This window comes from Rhodanobacter sp. OK091 (assembly GCF_900142825.1).
Classification (GTDB): domain Bacteria; phylum Pseudomonadota; class Gammaproteobacteria; order Xanthomonadales; family Rhodanobacteraceae; genus Rhodanobacter.
In genome coordinates, this window is the sequence record NZ_FRCH01000002.1 from 958,653 (window position 1) to 974,893 (window position 16,241).

General features: G+C 65.2%; 16 protein-coding genes. 7 read left to right on the forward strand and 9 right to left on the reverse strand.

Annotated elements, in window-relative coordinates:
* Positions 1–25: 25 nt before the first annotated feature.
* Positions 26–421 (reverse strand): carboxypeptidase-like regulatory domain-containing protein, encoded by a 396-nt coding sequence (locus BUA26_RS13555; RefSeq protein ID WP_083573007.1) that lies wholly within the window; start codon positions 419–421, stop codon positions 26–28.
* A 485-nt stretch (positions 422–906) separates the two neighbouring features.
* Positions 907–1,305: a carboxypeptidase-like regulatory domain-containing protein gene (locus BUA26_RS13560; protein ID WP_255368352.1), complete on the reverse strand. Its 399-nt coding sequence runs from the start codon at positions 1,303–1,305 to the stop codon at positions 907–909.
* Positions 1,306–1,774: 469 nt separating this feature from the next.
* On the opposite strand from BUA26_RS13560, the gene BUA26_RS13565 reads away from it, so the two are divergent.
* A complete protein-coding gene (locus tag BUA26_RS13565; protein WP_072761344.1) occupies positions 1,775–2,476 on the forward strand; it encodes a pirin family protein in 702 nt (233 codons plus the stop codon).
* On the opposite strand, the gene BUA26_RS13570 is transcribed toward BUA26_RS13565, so the two are convergent.
* Entirely contained in the window at positions 2,473–4,896 is a 2,424-nt protein-coding gene (locus BUA26_RS13570) for a GH92 family glycosyl hydrolase (RefSeq protein WP_072761345.1), read from the reverse strand. The genes BUA26_RS13565 and BUA26_RS13570 overlap by 4 nt on opposite strands.
* Before the next feature lie 250 nt (positions 4,897–5,146).
* Between BUA26_RS13570 and BUA26_RS13575 the strand changes: the two genes are divergently transcribed.
* The 5 genes from BUA26_RS13575 to BUA26_RS13595 all read left to right on the forward strand — a co-directional run bounded on the left by BUA26_RS13575 (position 5,147) and on the right by BUA26_RS13595 (position 9,376).
* Positions 5,147–6,145, forward strand: a complete 999-nt coding sequence (locus BUA26_RS13575) for an NAD(P)H-quinone oxidoreductase (protein WP_072761606.1) — start codon at positions 5,147–5,149, stop codon at positions 6,143–6,145.
* Positions 6,146–6,236: 91 nt separating this feature from the next.
* Positions 6,237–7,316: a bifunctional DNA-binding transcriptional regulator/O6-methylguanine-DNA methyltransferase Ada gene (gene ada, locus BUA26_RS13580; RefSeq protein ID WP_072761346.1), complete on the forward strand. Its 1,080-nt coding sequence runs from the start codon at positions 6,237–6,239 to the stop codon at positions 7,314–7,316.
* The gene (locus BUA26_RS13585) at positions 7,313–8,062 is read left to right on the forward strand and encodes a 2OG-Fe(II) oxygenase (protein ID WP_072761347.1); all 750 of its coding nucleotides are present in this window, start codon (positions 7,313–7,315) and stop codon (positions 8,060–8,062) included. Before ada ends, BUA26_RS13585 begins: the two co-directional genes overlap by 4 nt.
* On the forward strand, positions 8,059–8,715 hold the full coding sequence (gene alkB, locus BUA26_RS13590; protein WP_072761348.1) for a DNA oxidative demethylase AlkB: 657 nt from the start codon (positions 8,059–8,061) through the stop codon (positions 8,713–8,715). Before BUA26_RS13585 ends, alkB begins: the two co-directional genes overlap by 4 nt.
* 19 nt (positions 8,716–8,734) lie before the next feature.
* A complete protein-coding gene (locus tag BUA26_RS13595; protein WP_072761349.1) occupies positions 8,735–9,376 on the forward strand; it encodes a DNA-3-methyladenine glycosylase family protein in 642 nt (213 codons plus the stop codon).
* Between the two features lie 5 nt (positions 9,377–9,381).
* Here BUA26_RS13595 and BUA26_RS13600 read toward each other — a convergent pair whose 3' ends face one another.
* The 5 genes from BUA26_RS13600 to BUA26_RS13620 form a co-directional block, all read right to left on the reverse strand.
* On the reverse strand, positions 9,382–9,810 hold the full coding sequence (locus BUA26_RS13600) for a DUF2231 domain-containing protein (protein WP_072761350.1): 429 nt from the start codon (positions 9,808–9,810) through the stop codon (positions 9,382–9,384).
* Between the two features lie 9 nt (positions 9,811–9,819).
* Positions 9,820–10,161, reverse strand: coding sequence for a hypothetical protein (locus BUA26_RS13605; protein ID WP_072761351.1), 342 nt, complete (start codon positions 10,159–10,161; stop codon positions 9,820–9,822).
* A 94-nt stretch (positions 10,162–10,255) separates the two neighbouring features.
* A complete protein-coding gene (locus BUA26_RS13610; protein WP_072761352.1) occupies positions 10,256–11,470 on the reverse strand; it encodes a hypothetical protein in 1,215 nt (404 codons plus the stop codon).
* On the reverse strand, positions 11,467–13,830 hold the full coding sequence (locus BUA26_RS13615; protein WP_083573008.1) for a putative bifunctional diguanylate cyclase/phosphodiesterase: 2,364 nt from the start codon (positions 13,828–13,830) through the stop codon (positions 11,467–11,469). Before BUA26_RS13615 ends, BUA26_RS13610 begins: the two co-directional genes overlap by 4 nt.
* A gap of 7 nt (positions 13,831–13,837) precedes the next feature.
* A complete protein-coding gene (locus BUA26_RS13620; protein ID WP_072761354.1) occupies positions 13,838–14,491 on the reverse strand; it encodes a cupredoxin domain-containing protein in 654 nt (217 codons plus the stop codon).
* Positions 14,492–14,652: 161 nt separating this feature from the next.
* Between BUA26_RS13620 and BUA26_RS13625 the strand changes: the two genes are divergently transcribed.
* A complete protein-coding gene (locus tag BUA26_RS13625; RefSeq protein ID WP_072761355.1) occupies positions 14,653–15,591 on the forward strand; it encodes an MBL fold metallo-hydrolase in 939 nt (312 codons plus the stop codon).
* 7 nt (positions 15,592–15,598) lie between these two features.
* Here the strand turns inward: BUA26_RS13625 and BUA26_RS13630 are convergent, their stop codons facing one another.
* On the reverse strand, positions 15,599–16,210 hold the full coding sequence (locus BUA26_RS13630) for a TetR/AcrR family transcriptional regulator (protein WP_072761607.1): 612 nt from the start codon (positions 16,208–16,210) through the stop codon (positions 15,599–15,601).
* Positions 16,211–16,241 lie beyond the last annotated feature (31 nt).

Below are 16,241 nucleotides of genomic sequence, written 5' to 3' on the forward strand. Positions count from 1 at the left end.
AGTATTGCTGCAGGCCAAGAACGCCTTAGTTGTTCGCGGATTCTGCGCATTGGTCGTGAGGACAGGCGAAATCAACTTCAGCGCCGCCGCCAACGGTAAGGCCGATGTTCGAGCGCGTGTCGACGGTTTTCTCATCCTTCGCCAGGGTCACCGTGTAAGTCCCCATCGGCAACGAGGCAATGGTGTAGCGGCCCTGGGCATTCGCCTTGGAGTGGCGATGGGCACCTGACGAGCCTTGTACCATGATGGTCTGGCCTGCCGGAGCCGACCCGAAAATCCGGCCGGTGGTGGATTGCGCGTGCAGCGTGGTGATTCCGCCCGCCCCATAGGTACCCAAGGCAATGGCAATGGCCAGACTCCACACGGAGACCTTCGTGCGGCGTGTGGAGTGGTCGATCTTGAGGTCGCTGCTGTTTTTCATGGAACTCCCTGATTTTATCCATTGGGACTCAAGCGATATGAGTCCGCCAATCGTTCGTCGATAAGCTCGTTTGCAAGGTGATTTTTGCGGCCGCTTGGATTTTTGCCACCATGACCCGGCCACCCCTCTTCGCACTCGTCACGTGCCGGGACCATGGCATCCCGAAATGAACATGGTTGCAGCGTCAGCTGACCTACTTTGTTGTTCCGCCGTACCCACCCCCGGGCAGAACATACCAGCTCACCGCGGTCAGCCTATGCTGGCCGAGGCTCTCTGTCGAAGGGCCAAAGGTCATGGGTCGGAACCACACGAGGCCATCCGAGACCGTCATGGCTTGATCGCATAGCAAAATGCCCGGCACCTTTCGGCACCGGGCATCTTGCTGTCGATGTGACTTCAGATTGATGGGTTGCGACCGGACTCCGTCTTAACCGGTCTTTGTTGAGCGCCGAAAAAAGTAGCCGTATCGCGACCCGTCCGACGCCTTACTGATGGCTTGCCGATTCCGCGCACTGATTCTGCGGACAGGGGAAGTCGACCTTGCTGCTGCGACCGACCGTGAGCGGGACGTTGTCATGCTGCTCGACGGCGATGCCGTCCTTCTCCAGCGTTACCGTATACACACCCACCGGCAGCGAACGGATGCTGTAGCGACCTTCGGCGTCTACTTTGACCTGGCGGCTGAGCCTGCTGATATTGCTCTTTGCCGTAACGGTATCGCCTGCCGGCGCGATGCCGAAGACGTTGCTCGCGGTAGCCTGTGCGTTCACCGCAGCGGACCCGGCTACTGCACCGATACCGATGATGGTGGCCATCGCCAGACTCCACACGGAGAAGGCGCGACGGCGCATGGGGTTATGTTCGATGTGCATGCTGTTGTTCATGTGAATTCCTGATTTCATTGCTGCGACCATGGGGAACGAGCCTGCTGAACTCATTTCGGCAATCGGCTCATGGGAAGTACCGGACGGATCTATCCACCTGCCATGCGTGCAAACGAACACGGTCTGGGAGGCTTCACTTCGCTCTCCATCCATCGGCCATCTGGTGGATGACCACGCCAAATAACGGCGCGCCAAATACCGGCTGGCCGCGCGCAGCCTATGCCTACCCAGGTCTTTGTCGAAGGGTCAAAGGTCATGGAGACACAGTACGCCTGGCAAACACAGCCGATGGCCGGGACCTCTTCCATGCGCAGCGCCTCGCCACGCGAAAAACACCTCTACGGAAACGGGTGCGTCCATTCGCTAGCAGCGACAGTCCGTTTCTCAAAAGAGTATTTTAAGTGGGCGCGCACAGCCCTATCTTGCCCGGCATGCGCCGGACGGCGCCCATCGCACCAGGAGAATCATCATGATTGAACGCAGACCCTTCGACAGCCTGGGTGGAGCCGATCATGGCTGGCTGAAAGCCAAACATCATTTCTCGTTCGCCAGCTACAACGAGCCCGGCCGCATGGGCTGGGGCGCGCTGCGCGTGTGGAACGACGACACCATTGCGCCGCAGACGGGCTTTCCGCCGCATCCGCACGCGGACATGGAGATCATCACGTACGTGCGCGAAGGTGCGATCAGCCACAAAGACAGCCTCGGCAATGAAGGCCGTACCGAGGCCGGCGACGTGCAGGTGATGAGCGCGGGCAGCGGCATCACCCACGCCGAGTACAACCTGGAGAACGTCACCACGCGCATCTTCCAGATCTGGATCATCCCCGACGAAAACGGCAAGCCGCCTTCTTGGGGCGCCCGGCCGTTTCCGAAGGGCGAGCGTTCGGGTCGCTTCGTGACGCTGGCCAGCGGCTTCAAGGAAGACACCGACGCTTTGCCGCTGCGCACCGACGCGCGCGTCCTGGGCGCCACGCTCAAGGCCGGCGAAAGCGCCGAGTACGCGTTGGCCCCCGGACGTTACGCCTACCTGGTGCCGGCTACCGGCAAGGTGGAGCTCAACGGCGTGAAGCTGGATGCCCGCGACGGCGCGGCAATCCGCAACGAGGCCAAACTCCGCATCACCGCGATCGAGGATGCGGAGCTGGTGCTGGTCGATACGGCGGCCTAAACCGCCGCAGTACCGAACGACGGCGGCCGATCGGCCGGAGCGGCGCCGAACTTGGTGTTCGGCGAACTGCCCATCTGGAACACCAAGGTGCCACCTGCGGCCAGTTCGGCGTGGCTGATCCAGCTGCGGCTCCACGGCTTGCCGTTCCAGCTGACCGACTGGATGTACGGGCTGTCCGGACCGTTGCCCGGCGCCAGCACGGTCAGCTTGCGTCCAGCGGCCAACTCGATCTCCGCGCGATCGATCAGCGGGCTGCCGAACACATAATTCGTGCTGACCGGATCGACCGCATACAGGCCCAGCGCGCTGATCACGTACCAGGCGCTCATCTGACCGCAATCCTCGTTGCCGGCAAGTCCGTCCGGCTGCGCTTCGTACATGCTTTCCAGCAGCATGCGTACGCGTGCCTGCGTCTTGTGGTGCGAACCGGTGTACGCGTACAGGTAGGCTACGTGATGGCTGGGTTCGTTGCCGTGTGCGTACTGGCCGACCATGCCGGCGATGTCCGGCGGCGCATCCGCCGGCAGCGCCGAGCTGGTGCTGAACAGTGCATCCAGCTTGCGTTCGAACGCCCGCTCGCCGCCGAACAGTTTCATGTATTCGTACAGGTCGTGCTGGTTGAGGAAAGTGGCCTGCCACGCATTCGACTCGGTGAAGTCGCGCCATGTCGAGGCGTAGCCCATGCCGCGCGGATCGAACGGTTCCAGCCACGTGCCGTCGCTGGCGCGCGGCCGCACGAAGCTGAGCTTGCGGTCGAACACATGCTGATAATTGCGTGAGCGGTGGCGCAGCCGTGTGGCATCGGCATGTGCGCCGGCGGCGTCAGCCAGATGCGCCACGGCCCAGTCGTCGTACGCGTATTCGAGCGTCTTGCTGACCGCCTCGCCTTCCTTGTCGCTGGGGATGTAGCCGAGCTTGCGGTAGAACGGCAGCCCGCGGTAGTCATCGTCCATTGCGCGCTTGCGGAACAGCGGCCAGGCACGCGCGTAGTCGATGCCGGTGAAGCCTTTCGCATGTGCCTCGGCCACCACCACGGCGGAGTGATAGCCGATCATGCAGCCCGTCTCCACGCCTTGCAGCGGCCATACCGGCGGACCGTCCGGGCTCTCGCCGGCCATCCGCACCAGCCCGTTGACCAGGTCCGGCACGCGGTCGGGCTGGTACAAGGTGAGCAGCGGATGCTGTGCCCGGTAGGTATCCCACAGCGAGTAGGTGCTGTAGTTGTGTGCGCCCTGCGGCAGCTGGTGAACGGCCAGGTCCATGCCGCGATAGCGGCCGTCGACGTCGCTGAACAAGGTCGGCGCCAGCATGGTGTGGTACAGCGAGGTGTAGAAGATGCGGCGGACGTCTTCGGACGCCGTGTCGATGCGGATGCGGCCGAGCTCGCGCTCCCATGATGCGGCAGCCGCGCTGCGCACGTGATCGAAATCCCAGCCGGCAATTTCCGCGTCGAGATTGCGCAGCGCGCCTTCGACATCGACTCCGGAAATGCCGACCTTGACCAGCAGCGGCACGCTGGCGATGCTGTCGACATGCAGCGCGGCTTTCAGGTGTGTGCCGTGCGCCTCGCCGGTACCCTTGGGCAGCGGCGCGTCCTCGACATACAGCGTGGCCTGGGTGATGGGGCGCGACAGCTTCATCGCGAAATAGATGTGTCGTCCGCCGGCCCACTGATGCACGCGGCGTTCGCCGACGAGGGTGTCGTTGCCGACCAGCTTCAGTCGTGCATCGCTGACCTTGCACGGGACGGCGGCATCGTCGTGGAAACCGTGTGCGAGATCGATCAGCAGATGGCCGCTGCCCTCGCCATGGAACGTGTAGCGATGCAGTCCCGCACGCAGCGTCGCGGTCAGCTCCGCGAGGATGTCGTGATCCTTCAGGTGCACCTGGTAGTAACCCGGCTGCGCCTGTTCATGATCGTAACGCGAGCGATAGCCCGCCCCGGGCTGCGCCACGCTGTCGGCGGAGAGCCCGGCACCGGCGGCGGCGCCATCATGGCGCGAGTGGTAGTTCTGATTCGGCAGGCCGCGAGCGCCGGGCTGCAGCAGCACCGGCCCCTGCGCCGGCATCACCAGCACGTCGAGCATGTCGCTGGCGCCAGTGCCGCTCAGGTGTGTATGCGAGAAGCCCATGATCGAGCCGTCGCCCTGGTGATACCCCGAGCAGGCATCCCAGCCGGCGTCGTTGGTATCCGGGCTCAACTGCACCATGCCGAACGGCAGCGAGGCGCCGGGATAGACGTGGCCATGGCCGCCGGTGCCGATGAATACATCGACGTACCGCGCGACGCCTTCGGGCGCAGGCGCCGGTGACATCGCGTTGTCGCCGCGGGGCGTCGCGAACGCCGCGAGTGGCTCGAGCCGGCTGCCGAGCAGGCTCAATGCGGCAGCGCCTTGCAGGAAACGTCTGCGTGTCACCATGTTGCGTTCTCCGGTACGTACGTGTTGGGGATGGGCGAACCTTTAGCCATGAAGACGTGGCATCGCTGCAGGTTTTCCTGGACAGCGACTCTTTGAAGCGAATCTTCGAAGATATACGCGATCAGGTGCCCGGTAAATCCGACTTTCCTCACGTGTCGAGTCTTCCATGCCATGCAATGCGCTCTTGATATCCTGCGCGGCGGCGCCAGTGTCTATTGAATATCCATCACGCCAAGCCACCATGACCGCCATGCAAGCCATCGAGATCACCCGCTTCGGCACTCCGGACGTCCTGCAGCTGGTGCGGCGCCCGATCCCGCAGGCCGGACCCGGCGAGGTGCTGATCAAGGTGACGGCATCCGGCGTGAACCGGCCGGACGTGTTCCAGCGCCAGGGCCATTACGCGCCGCCGCCGGGCGCATCCGACCTGCCCGGCCTGGAAGTCGCCGGCGAGTTGGTGGATGGCGACTTCGGCGGCGACAACCCATTCGGGCTCAAGCGCGGCGATGCCGTGTGCGCCCTGCTCGCCGGCGGCGGCTACGCGGAATACGCAGTGGCGCCGCTGCCGCAGTGCCTGCCGGTGCCGAGCGGGCTTTCGCTGGTCGAGGCGGCGGCGCTGCCGGAAAATTACTTCACCGTGTGGAGCAACGTGTTCGATCGGGGCCGGCTCGGCCGCGGCGAGGGCGGCAGCCATGAGACCCTGCTGGTGCAGGGCGGCTCCAGCGGCATCGGCGTTACTACGATCCAGCTGGCGCATGCCATCGGCCATCGCGTGTTCGCTACAGCCGGCAGCGCGGAGAAGTGCGTGGCCTGCGAAGGGCTGGGCGCGACGGCGATCAATTACCGCACGCAGGACTTCGTGCACGAAGCGCATCGCCACACGGATGGACGTGGGGTGGATGTGATTCTCGACATGGTTGCCGGCGACTACATCCCGCGCGAAATCGACGCGCTGGCCGAAGGCGGCCGGCTGGTCTTCATCGCCACGCTGGGCGGCAGCAGGGCCGAGATCGATGCAGCCACGATCATGCGCCGGCGGCTCACCCTCACCGGCTCCACGTTGCGCGGCCGCGAGGTCGCTTTCAAGGGCGCGATTGCCGTTCAGCTGCATGAAAAGGTCTGGCCGCTGCTCGAAGCCGGCACGATTCGGCCGATCATCCATCAGGTATTTCCCGCTGCCGAAGCGGCCCGTGCGCATGCATTGATGGAAAGCAGTGCGCATATCGGCAAGCTCGTCCTGCAGTGGTGAACCGGCGAATTCGAGCGCAAGACCCGGAGTGCCGCGGCCGCACCCGATCCGTAGATTGGACAGTACGCGATAATCTATCGGAGAGAGCCCCATGAAAACGTCCGACAAACATGCTGCACTTGCCGCCACGACGCAGGCCGATCCGCGCTGGGCCGCGGTGCAGGCGCGCGATGCGCACGCCGACGGCAGCTTCTTCTATTCGGTCAAGACCACCGGCGTGTACTGCCGTCCCTCCTGCGGAGCCCGGCCGGCCCGGCCCGAAAACGTGACGTTCCACGATACCGCTGCGGCAGCTGAGCGCGCCGGTTTCCGTCCGTGCAAGCGCTGCAAGCCCAATCAGCTGTCGTTGCAGGCACAGCATGCCGCGATGATCACCGAAGCCTGCCGTCTGATCGAGAACGCGGAGACCCCGCCCACCCTCGAACAGCTGACGAAACCGACCGGCCTGAGCCTGTTCCACTTCCACCGCGTGTTCAAGTCCGTCACCGGATTGACGCCGAAGCAGTACGCTGCGGCGCATCGTGCCAGCCGGGTACGCAGCAAACTGGATCGCGGCGGCAGCGTGACCGAAGCGATCTTCGACGCCGGCTACAACGCCAGCAGCCGTTTCTACGAGACGTCGAACCAAGTGCTCGGCATGACGCCGTCCAGCTATCGCGCCGGCGGCGCCGACCACGACATCCGCTTTGCGATCGGCGAATGCTCACTGGGCGCGATCCTGGTCGCCCAGAGCGAGCGCGGCGTCTGCGCGATCCTGTTCGGCGACGATCCGGATGCGCTGGCCCGCGACCTGCAGGATCGCTTCCCCAGGGCGAACCTGATCGGCGGCGATCGCGCGTTCGAGCAGCTGGTGGCCACGGTAGTCGGTTTCGTCGAAGCACCGGCGATCGGCCTCGACCTGCCGCTGGACGTGCGCGGTACCGCATTTCAGCAGCGCGTTTGGCAGGCGCTGCGCGACATACCGGCGGGCGTCACCGCCAGCTACAGCGAGATCGCTCAGCGCATCGGTTCGCCCAATGCCGTGCGCGCGGTAGCCGGCGCCTGCGCCGCGAACATGCTGGCGGTAGCGATTCCATGCCATCGCGTGGTGCGCAATGACGGCAGCCTGTCCGGTTATCGCTGGGGTGTGGAACGCAAGCGCGCCCTGCTCGCGCGCGAGGCGCAGGCATGAGTGTGCAGCTGCACGCGGCGACCATCGCCACGACGACGGATAACGCCGATACGCGATTGCGGGTTTTCGACTGGGCCGGCGTTGCGGACGATCTGGACGCCCAAGGCTGTGCGATGCTCGAAGCGTTGCTGTCACCGCACGAATGCCGCGCACTGGCCGGTCTCTATGCGGACGACAAGCTGTTCCGCAGCCGCGTCGTGATGGGCCGGCACGGCTTCGGACGCGGCGAATACAAGTACTTCGGCTACCCGTTGCCGGACGCGGTGGCCGGCTTGCGTAGCGCAATCTATCCCCGGCTGGCGCCGATCGCGAATCGCTGGAACGCGGCGATGGGGATCGACGTGCGCTACCCCGACACGCATGCCGAATTTATCGCACGCTGCCACGCCGCCGGGCAGCAACGCCCCACGCCACTGCTGTTGCAGTACGGGGCTGGCGACTACAACTGCCTGCATCAGGATCTCTATGGCGAACAGATGTTTCCGCTGCAGGTCGCGATCCTGCTGTCCGAACCGGAACGCGATTTCAGCGGCGGCGAATTCGTGCTGACCGAACAGCGCCCGCGCATGCAGTCGCGGCCGCAGGTAGTGCCGCTGCGCCAGGGCGACGCCGTGGTGTTCGCGGTGCACCAGCGTCCGGTGCAAGGCACGCGAGGCAGCTACCGGGTCAACCTGCGGCATGGCGTGAGCTGCGTGCGCAGCGGTCACCGGCATACGCTGGGCATCATCTTTCACGACGCCGCATGATCACGACCGATCTGTTCCCCGCCACACTCAATCCTTCGCGCCAGTACGAAACACTCTGCGCCGGCGCCGTAGTGCTGCGCGGATTTGCGCTGGAAAACGAGCGACCGCTGCTGGGGGCGATCGAGACGATCACGGCACAGGCGCCATTTCGCCACCTGATCACACCGGGTGGTTTCCGCATGTCCGTGGGGATGACCAACGCCGGACCGCTGGGCTGGGTCAGCGACCGGCGCGGCTATCGCTATGATGCTGTCGATCCGGATAGCGGCAAACCGTGGCCCGCCATGCCGGAGGTCTTCCTGGAACTGGCCGGAGCCGCCGCCGCGCGAGCCGGCTTTCCCGGCTTCGTACCGGATGCCTGCCTGGTCAACCGTTACGAACCGGGCACCCGGCTGACCTTGCATCAGGATCGCAACGAACGCGACTTCAGCCAGCCCATCGTGTCCGTCTCGCTGGGCATCCCGGCCGTGTTCCTGTTCGGCGGCATGCAGCGCACGGACCGCGCGATGCGCGTTCCGCTGGCCCATGGTGACGTGGTCGTTTGGGGCGGCCCGGCGCGGCTGCGCTACCACGGTGTGCTGCCGCTCAAGCCGAACCATCACGAAGCACTCGGCGCATGCCGCATCAACCTAACGTTTCGCCGTGCCGGTTAGCAAGGAGAATCCCGTGGCCATGAAGAGCCGCAAGCCGGCACCCGTCGATGCATCGACGTACCTGGCGTCGATCGACGCCGACTGGTCACGCCTGGTAGCGCAGCTCGGTCCCTGCGGGCACGAGCCGAAACCGGCGCGTGAACCATTCGAGGCACTGGTGCGTGCCGTGGCCTATCAGCAATTGCACGTCAAGGCGGGCGACGCGATCCTCGCGCGCCTGCTGGCGCTGCATCCGCGGCAGCCGTTTCCGTCGCCGCCGCAATTGCTCGACACCGACTTCGATGACATGCGTGCCTGCGGTTTCTCGGCGCGCAAGATCGAGACGATCCGCGGCATCGCCGCCGCCACGCTGAGCGGCGTGGTGCCGGATCTGGCCGCGGCACAACGGCTGTCGGACGACGAACTGATCGCACGATTGAGCGCGCTGAAGGGCATCGGCCGCTGGACGGTAGAGATGTTCCTGATCTATAGCCTGGCTCGGCCGGATATTTTGCCGGTAGACGATTTCGGTGTGCGCGAAGGCTATCGGCTGCTGAAATCACTAGCCGTGGCGCCCACGCCCCGAGCGATGGCGCTGATCGGCCAGGTCTGGAGCCCGCACCGCACCGCTGCCGCGTGGTATCTATGGCGCTTGCCGCGACCGGCGAAAGCGAAAGGCTGAACCTGCTACGGAGGCGGCAGCGGGGCGACACCGAGCCGATGCCCATACACCAGCTTGCCTCCGAGCCAACCGGCAACACACAACAACCCGAAGCCCAGCGCGCTCAGCGCGATCGCAAGCGGGCCCGGCTCAACGAGATGAGCGCCCTGCAGACGCAGGAACAGACTGGCCGTATAGAAGGCCAGCGCGCACATCACCACGATCATGTGCCGGTTGACGTCCTTGATTGCCGGATTCTCTTCGGCGACCTTGGCCAGTTCGAAAAAACCGGCCAGCATGGCGGGGATCGAGAAACCGATCCCCGCCACCAGCAACACGCCGGCAAGACGCCACGCCGGCTCACCCCAGACCAGACTGGCCAGGTCCCCTGCCGTGGCCAGCGACCAGCAGGCGATAGGGAAATGGACCAGCGCGGGATGGAGTGGATGGCGCATGGCGATTCCTCAGCCCAGCAGCAGGCTGAGCAAGGTCAGGAAACCGGCCACGGCGACGCCCGCGTGCACGAACACCACGGCCTTCGGCGCGACCTGCTTGCGCAGGTGGAACGAGGCGAGAAAGAAACCACCCAGCGCGGCGACCACCAGCAGGCCCAGCGCCGCGGCGAGGCGACCGGGCGCAGCGCCCTTGAGCACTTCCAGGATAAGCAACACCAGGCCGCTGGCCCCCAGCAAGGCGTGCAACACCGAGATCGCCCACGGCGCCAGCTTGCCGCGCAATACGCTGGAAGCCAGCACCAAACCGCCGACGGCGGCAATCGCAAAAATCAGAACTGCATAGAGCAACATGTCATTCCCCTCTGGTTGCATCACGTTGATGAAATCGAATCGCCAATGATCGGATGCAACAGCGGACGGGAGGTTCCCACGCTGGGTTTGCCGCTCAATAGATCAGCCGAACACCCAACTGCACCTGGGTAACCGTCGATGCCGGCGACAGTCCGGCATCGACGCGTTGTGTGCGCGTGCTGTCGATCCGCAGCACTTCGGCCGTCAACCGCAGCCAGTCACGCGGACGCCAGTTGAGCACAGCGGTAATCGCGTTGCCGTGCTCGCCCTGGGGAGTGCCGGCATCGGACCACCCCTGTGTGCTGAAGTGTTCGATCCGCACCGCGGGACGCCACTGGCCTCGGTTCCAGCCAGCCAGCAGGAAGGCCGAACGGAAACCGGTCTTGAACTGAACGCCATCCGTCGGCTCGATCACGGTGGCTCCGTCCATCGCCTGGGCGATCCAGCGGATCGGGCCGGTGTCGGTGCTGGCGCCCATAGCCGTGAACCAGGTATGCCAGGCGAATACGCCGCTGGCGGTATGCGCCGCCGGGTCTGCGCGATTGTCGTAACGCATCAGATTCACCCGGCCCAGGCCTGGCGCATGCCATTCCATATCCGCGTACCAGCCTATGCGGCTGCCAATGTTCTGAAACGGGTCGTAACGGCTGGCTGGCGACGGCTCACCATCCCCGCCAGTCGCATTCGGTTCACGCAGCCGACTGCCCAGACCGGAGGTGAGGTCGCTGAGCGACCAGCCGCGATCGACCAGCAGGTTGCCCGCCGGATCGTTGCGCCGAAACAATGCGCTGCGCAGTTCCACGGTATTGACGTCGCCCCGCCACTCGACGTGCCCCTCGGCGCCGATCACGCGCAGCTCCTCGCCGACCCAGCTATTGATCGCCGAAGGCGTGAGCGTCCACGGACTGGTCCAGCCGATCGCATCGTTTTCCAGCGAGATCGGGGGAAAGAAGGCGCCGGCCTGCACCGACCAGCGCCAGCGCGAAAGCGCGACCGGACGGTAGCGCAGGTAGGCTTCGAGCACGCTCACGGTGGGGCGGTCGGTGGTCTGGAACTGGATCTCGGCCAGGGCCAGCAACGCAGGCGTGAGCTGGGCTGTGCCGACTATGCCGGCGCCACCGAACTGCGCATCAGTACCGCCATCACCGAAGCGTGTCTTGCCGAGGCCTCCATGGGTCCAGCTGGTTTCGCCCGGTGCGGCGACCAATCGCCCGTCGATGTAGGCATGCAAGTCCACGTCCTGCGCAAAGGCGAGCGCCGGGCACACGGTGGAACCCAGCAGGCAGAGCAGCCATGGGCAACGCATCATTGCTGCACTCCTCCGGCGAAGGCGTGCCCGTCTCGCCCCGTGGCGAATGCAGCGAAGGCATCGGCGGGAAGCGCCCGGGAGATGAAATAGCCCTGCGCATGATCGCAGCCGATCGAGGCCAGATAATCCAGCGCGCCCTGGTCCTCCACGCCTTCGGCGGTGACGCGATAACCCAGCCGATGGCTCAGATCGACGATGGAACGCACGATGGTACGGTCGTTCGTGTCGGAGGCCAGGTGCTTGACGAACATCTGGTCGATCTTCAGCTCGCTGACCGGCAGATGGCGCAGATACGCAAAGGTGGACTGCCCCACCCCGAAATCATCGATCGCGATGCCTACGCCTTGCTCGGCCAGCCGGCGCAGGATGCGGATCGCGGTATCCGGCTCGCCGATCACCGCGCGCTCGGTCACCTCCACCGTCAGACAGGCAGCCGGCACGCGATGAATCGAAAGCAGCCCATCGATCCGCGCCGGCAACTCGGCATCCTCCAGATCGCGCGTCGACAGGTTCACCGCGATATGCAACGGCAGGCCGCGTTCGATCCACTTCTGCGCCTGCGCCAAGGCACTGGCCAGCACCCAGCGGGTGACCCGCTGGATGTTGCCGGTGTCTTCGGCCATGCCGATGAACGCGTCGGGCGCTATCCAGCCACGCCGGGAATGGTTCCAGCGCAGCAACGCCTCGGCACCGTCGACGCGCTGGCTGGCCAGGTTGAGTTTGGGCTGGTAGTGCAGCAACAGACTTTCGCGATCGAGCGCATCGCGCAGGTCGCCCATCAGCGACAGTCGATCGGGTCTATGCGGATCGGTGGTCGCGTCGTAGAAGCTAAGCCCGCTGGCCGAACCGCTGGCGGCGAACTGTGCCACCTCGGCGTGGCGCAGCAAGGTGCTTGCCTGCGAACCGTCGGCCGGCGCCATCGCGATACCTACGGAGGGCAACCGGTCGATACTGACGTCGGTTTCCTGATAAGGCTCGTTGAGCACGTCGAGGATGCGCAATGCTGCCGCGACTGCCGCCGCCTGGTCGGCCTGTGACAGCCACAGCACGAACTGCGTATCGCTGGTACGCGCCAGGTACGCGTCGACCGCAACGCGCCGCATGCGTTCGCTGGCGTCGCGCATCAGGCGGTCACACAGCGCGTGCCCCATGGTCTTGATGATTTCCGGCAAGCGGGTCAGCCCGACCATCAGCAAGGCGCCCTCACCCGTACGATCGCCGTCGCCGAGGTCCTGATCGATGCTCGCCTCGGCAGCCACGCGATTGGGCAGATCCGTCACGCTGTCGTGCATGGCCTGATGGCGAATGTGCCATTCACGCTGATGCACGGCCTTGGTCATGGTGCCGAAGGCGCCGGCCAACTGGCCGATCTCGTCGTGCCGCTGCATGCTGGCCGGGGTACGGTAATCGCCCGCTTCGATACGCCGTGCCGCCGCGGCAAGCGCCTCGACCGGGCGCGATACGCTGCGTGCGGTGAACCATGCGCCGAGCAGGCCTACGCCTAATCCCAACGCCAGCAGTGTTGCCCAGGCGATCGCCACCGACCGGAACGGGCTCAGCGCGTCGTCCAGCGAGTAGCCAAGCACCGCCACTACCGAGGTGCCCTGCTTCGGCTGTTTGAGCCGCTGTGCGAGCACCATGTATTCCTTGCCGTCGACCTCGGTCAACAAAGGCTTCCACGGCAATCCCTGGTGTGCGGCCACGAGACTGTCGACCAATCCGGTGCGACTGTCGCCACGTGCCACCACCGCCCAATGGCCGGGAGCCGACTGTGCCGCCAGCTCGACATCACGCGGCAATGCGGACAGCTGCTGCATATGCGCCAGCAGCGCGTCATCCAGCGGTACGCTCACCACCACCAGGCCCACCGGCTGCGGCGCGTAGATCGGCACCGCCACCATCCACGAGGCCTTGCCATCCAGCGCCACCACTGCGGCCGTGCGTCGTTCATACGCGCTGTCGATCAGATCGGGAAAGGGGAAATGCGTGAGCGCGGTTGCCGTATCACCGGTATCGGCCTCGACTGTCCCATCCAGACCGACCAGAAGCATGCGTGAGGCGCCTACCCGGCGACCGTGATTGCGCAACACCGACAGCACGGTGCCGCGATCGCGCTCGGCGATGGCCGCGCGCAAGGCGTAGTCGAGCGAGAGCACCTCGACATTGCCGGCGATGCGCGCCGAAATGTCATCCATCTGTGCCACGAATGCCTGCGCGTTGGCAGTCAGCTGGCGCTCGCCCTCTGCCACCAGCGCGCGCCGGGTCACCTCATAGACCAGGCCAGCAGTCAGCAACTGCACCGTCACCAGGGTCGCGACGAAGAACAGTGCAAGGCGGAGGCGGAAGCCCATGGATGGCATGGCAGGCTCAGTAATCCAGATGTTCGCGATCCATGGACATGCGCGGGTCCGGCAGCAGCGACAGCGTAATACTCAGCTGCACTGTGTCGGTGTCGCCCACGATCGTCACATTCTGGATCGGCTCCGGATGGCCCGGATGCAATTGCGGATGCCACACCTGTGCGGTGTAGCGGCCAGGAGCGAGATGACCTAGCGTCGCACTGCCGTCGTGGCTGGACATCGCGATGGCCGGCACCGCCGATACGAACAGGTAGGTGGCCATGTGATCGTGGATGTTGCAGCCGACGGCAGCGATACCAGCCTGATCCATGCTGAGCGCGGGCGAACTTTCGCCCGGGCGCAGCACGAATTCGAACGTCTTGATTGCGGCGAACGAATAAACGTGATGACGCGTGCTGTCACTGTTGCGGAACACCACCTTGTCGCCGGGACGGAGCACCTGCACGTACGGAATGAAGGACTCGTCGTGCTGGTCAATGATGTAGGTGGCTGGCGGCCCCGCGGGGGATTTTGCGACGGCGGCCGTAGCCGGCGTCAACATGATTACCGCGTCGTTCACAGGGTGGCCCCGACCGTCGCTGAGATGCACAACGACTTCCGCCGCGGGCGCGGACCATGCATTTCCCAGGAACAGTGCGGCGATCATGAGCAGGCAACGCATTGACGACTCCCCTGATTCCCCGTGCGCGGCTAGCCTACCGCAGTTTGCCTGCCTGCCGGGCTGACGTGGTGCACCGGCTCCAGACTGGCTCAACCAAGGTGCAAGTGCCGATTCGGCGACAGCTTGCTACCCTCGCCGGATCGACTGATCGCGAGACGGGCATGACCATCCACGGCATCCATACCATCGACACCGGCTTCGTACGGCCGCAGTTCGATGCGGCGTATCTGATCATCGAGAACGGACGCGGCGCGTTCATCGACTGCGGTACCAACTTCTCCGTACCGCGCATGCTGGCTGCGCTGGGCGGGGCCGGGATCACGGCCGCCGAGGTGGACTGGCTGATTCTCACCCACGTCCATCTGGATCATGCCGGTGGTGCCGGCGAGCTGATCGCGCAGCTGCCGAACGCGAAGCTGGTGGTGCACCCGCGCGGCGCCCGGCACATGATCGACCCGTCGGCGCTGTGGGCCGGTGCCAGCGCCGTGTATGGCGAGGAAGTGATGGAACGCGAGTACGGGCGTCTGCGCCCGATACCCGCCGAACGCGTGGTCGAGGCGGCTGACGGCCATGTGGTCGATCTGGCTGGACGCTCCCTGCGCTGCATCGATACGCCCGGCCACGCCAAGCATCACATCGCGATCCACGACGCACGCGCCAACGTCTGCTTCACCGGCGACGTGTTTGGTCTTTCCTATCGCGAATTCGATACCGGAAACGGCCCGTTCATCCTGCCCACCACCTCGCCGGTGCAATTCGATCCGGACGCTTTGCACGCATCGATCGACCGCCTGATCGCGTTGCAGCCCGAGGCGATGTACCTCACTCACTTCGACCGGGTGGAGAACGTGGCGAAGCTGGCGACCGACCTGCACCAGCAGATCGACGCGATGGTGGCGCTGGCTCGCGCTGCGCACGGCCGGCCGGATCGACACGCCGCGCTCATCGCGTCGCTGACCGACCTCTATGCGGAACGCGCCGAGGCACACGGCTGGAGCCAAGGCCGCGAAGCACTTTGCCGCCTGCTAGCCATGGACATCGAACTCAACGCGCAAGGTCTCGCCGTGTGGCTGGACAGCGCGCAACGCCGCACGCAATGAGCGTGGTTCAACGCGTGGAAGAGTTGATCAACTGCTCGGCGACAGCGACCAGCGAACGGGCCGGCCCGTCTCTGTCGAACAGCTGGCCGGAGACGTAGGTGCCTTCGAGCAACAACAGCAGCCCATCGGCCAACGTCGCGGGCGACTTCGCGCCCATGGCTTCGGACATCTCGACCAAGCGCGCGCGCAGCTTGCGTTTGTGGGTTTGCGACACCTTGCGGGCCGGATGCTCATTGCCCGGGTATTCCACCACCGCATTGGTCAGTCCGCAGCCGCGATAGCCCGGCCGCACGGCGCGCTCGGCGAGCCCGCGGAAGTACGCCAGCAGTTGGGCGCGCGGATCGCCCGGATGCGTTTCGGCACCCGCCTCGAAGCGCTTCCAGAATTCGGCCTCGTAGTCGCGCAGGTACTCGGCGGCGAGTTCGTCCTTCGATGCATAGCTGCGATAGAGGCTGGGCTTGGTCACGCCGGCGCGGCTCACGATTTCCTCCACGCCGATGGCGCGGATGCCTTCGCGATAGAACAGTTCGCGCGCCATGCTGCGAATGCGCTCGGCGGCGCGTGGCTTGGCGCTGGCGGCTGCGGCATCGGCGGGCTTGACGGGACGTTTCGTGGACATGACCTGGGCGCGGTTGACGATGTTACCGATC

What these genes read in the sequence shown, in the direction of transcription:
- BUA26_RS13555 (WP_083573007.1), bottom strand. Translation starts at nt 421, where the DNA reads ATGAAAAACAGCAGCGACCTCAAGATCGACCACTCCACACGCCGCACG.
- BUA26_RS13560 (WP_255368352.1), bottom strand. Translation starts at nt 1,305, where the DNA reads ATGAACAACAGCATGCACATCGAACATAACCCCATGCGCCGTCGCGCC.
- BUA26_RS13565 (WP_072761344.1), top strand. Translation starts at nt 1,775, where the DNA reads ATGATTGAACGCAGACCCTTCGACAGCCTGGGTGGAGCCGATCATGGC.
- BUA26_RS13570 (WP_072761345.1), bottom strand. Translation starts at nt 4,896, where the DNA reads ATGGTGACACGCAGACGTTTCCTGCAAGGCGCTGCCGCATTGAGCCTG.
- BUA26_RS13575 (WP_072761606.1), top strand. Translation starts at nt 5,147, where the DNA reads ATGCAAGCCATCGAGATCACCCGCTTCGGCACTCCGGACGTCCTGCAG.
- ada (WP_072761346.1), top strand. Translation starts at nt 6,237, where the DNA reads ATGAAAACGTCCGACAAACATGCTGCACTTGCCGCCACGACGCAGGCC.
- BUA26_RS13585 (WP_072761347.1), top strand. Translation starts at nt 7,313, where the DNA reads ATGAGTGTGCAGCTGCACGCGGCGACCATCGCCACGACGACGGATAAC.
- alkB (WP_072761348.1), top strand. Translation starts at nt 8,059, where the DNA reads ATGATCACGACCGATCTGTTCCCCGCCACACTCAATCCTTCGCGCCAG.
- BUA26_RS13595 (WP_072761349.1), top strand. Translation starts at nt 8,735, where the DNA reads ATGAAGAGCCGCAAGCCGGCACCCGTCGATGCATCGACGTACCTGGCG.
- BUA26_RS13600 (WP_072761350.1), bottom strand. Translation starts at nt 9,810, where the DNA reads ATGCGCCATCCACTCCATCCCGCGCTGGTCCATTTCCCTATCGCCTGC.
- BUA26_RS13605 (WP_072761351.1), bottom strand. Translation starts at nt 10,161, where the DNA reads ATGTTGCTCTATGCAGTTCTGATTTTTGCGATTGCCGCCGTCGGCGGT.
- BUA26_RS13610 (WP_072761352.1), bottom strand. Translation starts at nt 11,470, where the DNA reads ATGATGCGTTGCCCATGGCTGCTCTGCCTGCTGGGTTCCACCGTGTGC.
- BUA26_RS13615 (WP_083573008.1), bottom strand. Translation starts at nt 13,830, where the DNA reads ATGCCATCCATGGGCTTCCGCCTCCGCCTTGCACTGTTCTTCGTCGCG.
- BUA26_RS13620 (WP_072761354.1), bottom strand. Translation starts at nt 14,491, where the DNA reads ATGCGTTGCCTGCTCATGATCGCCGCACTGTTCCTGGGAAATGCATGG.
- BUA26_RS13625 (WP_072761355.1), top strand. Translation starts at nt 14,653, where the DNA reads ATGACCATCCACGGCATCCATACCATCGACACCGGCTTCGTACGGCCG.
- BUA26_RS13630 (WP_072761607.1), bottom strand. Translation starts at nt 16,210, where the DNA reads ATGTCCACGAAACGTCCCGTCAAGCCCGCCGATGCCGCAGCCGCCAGC.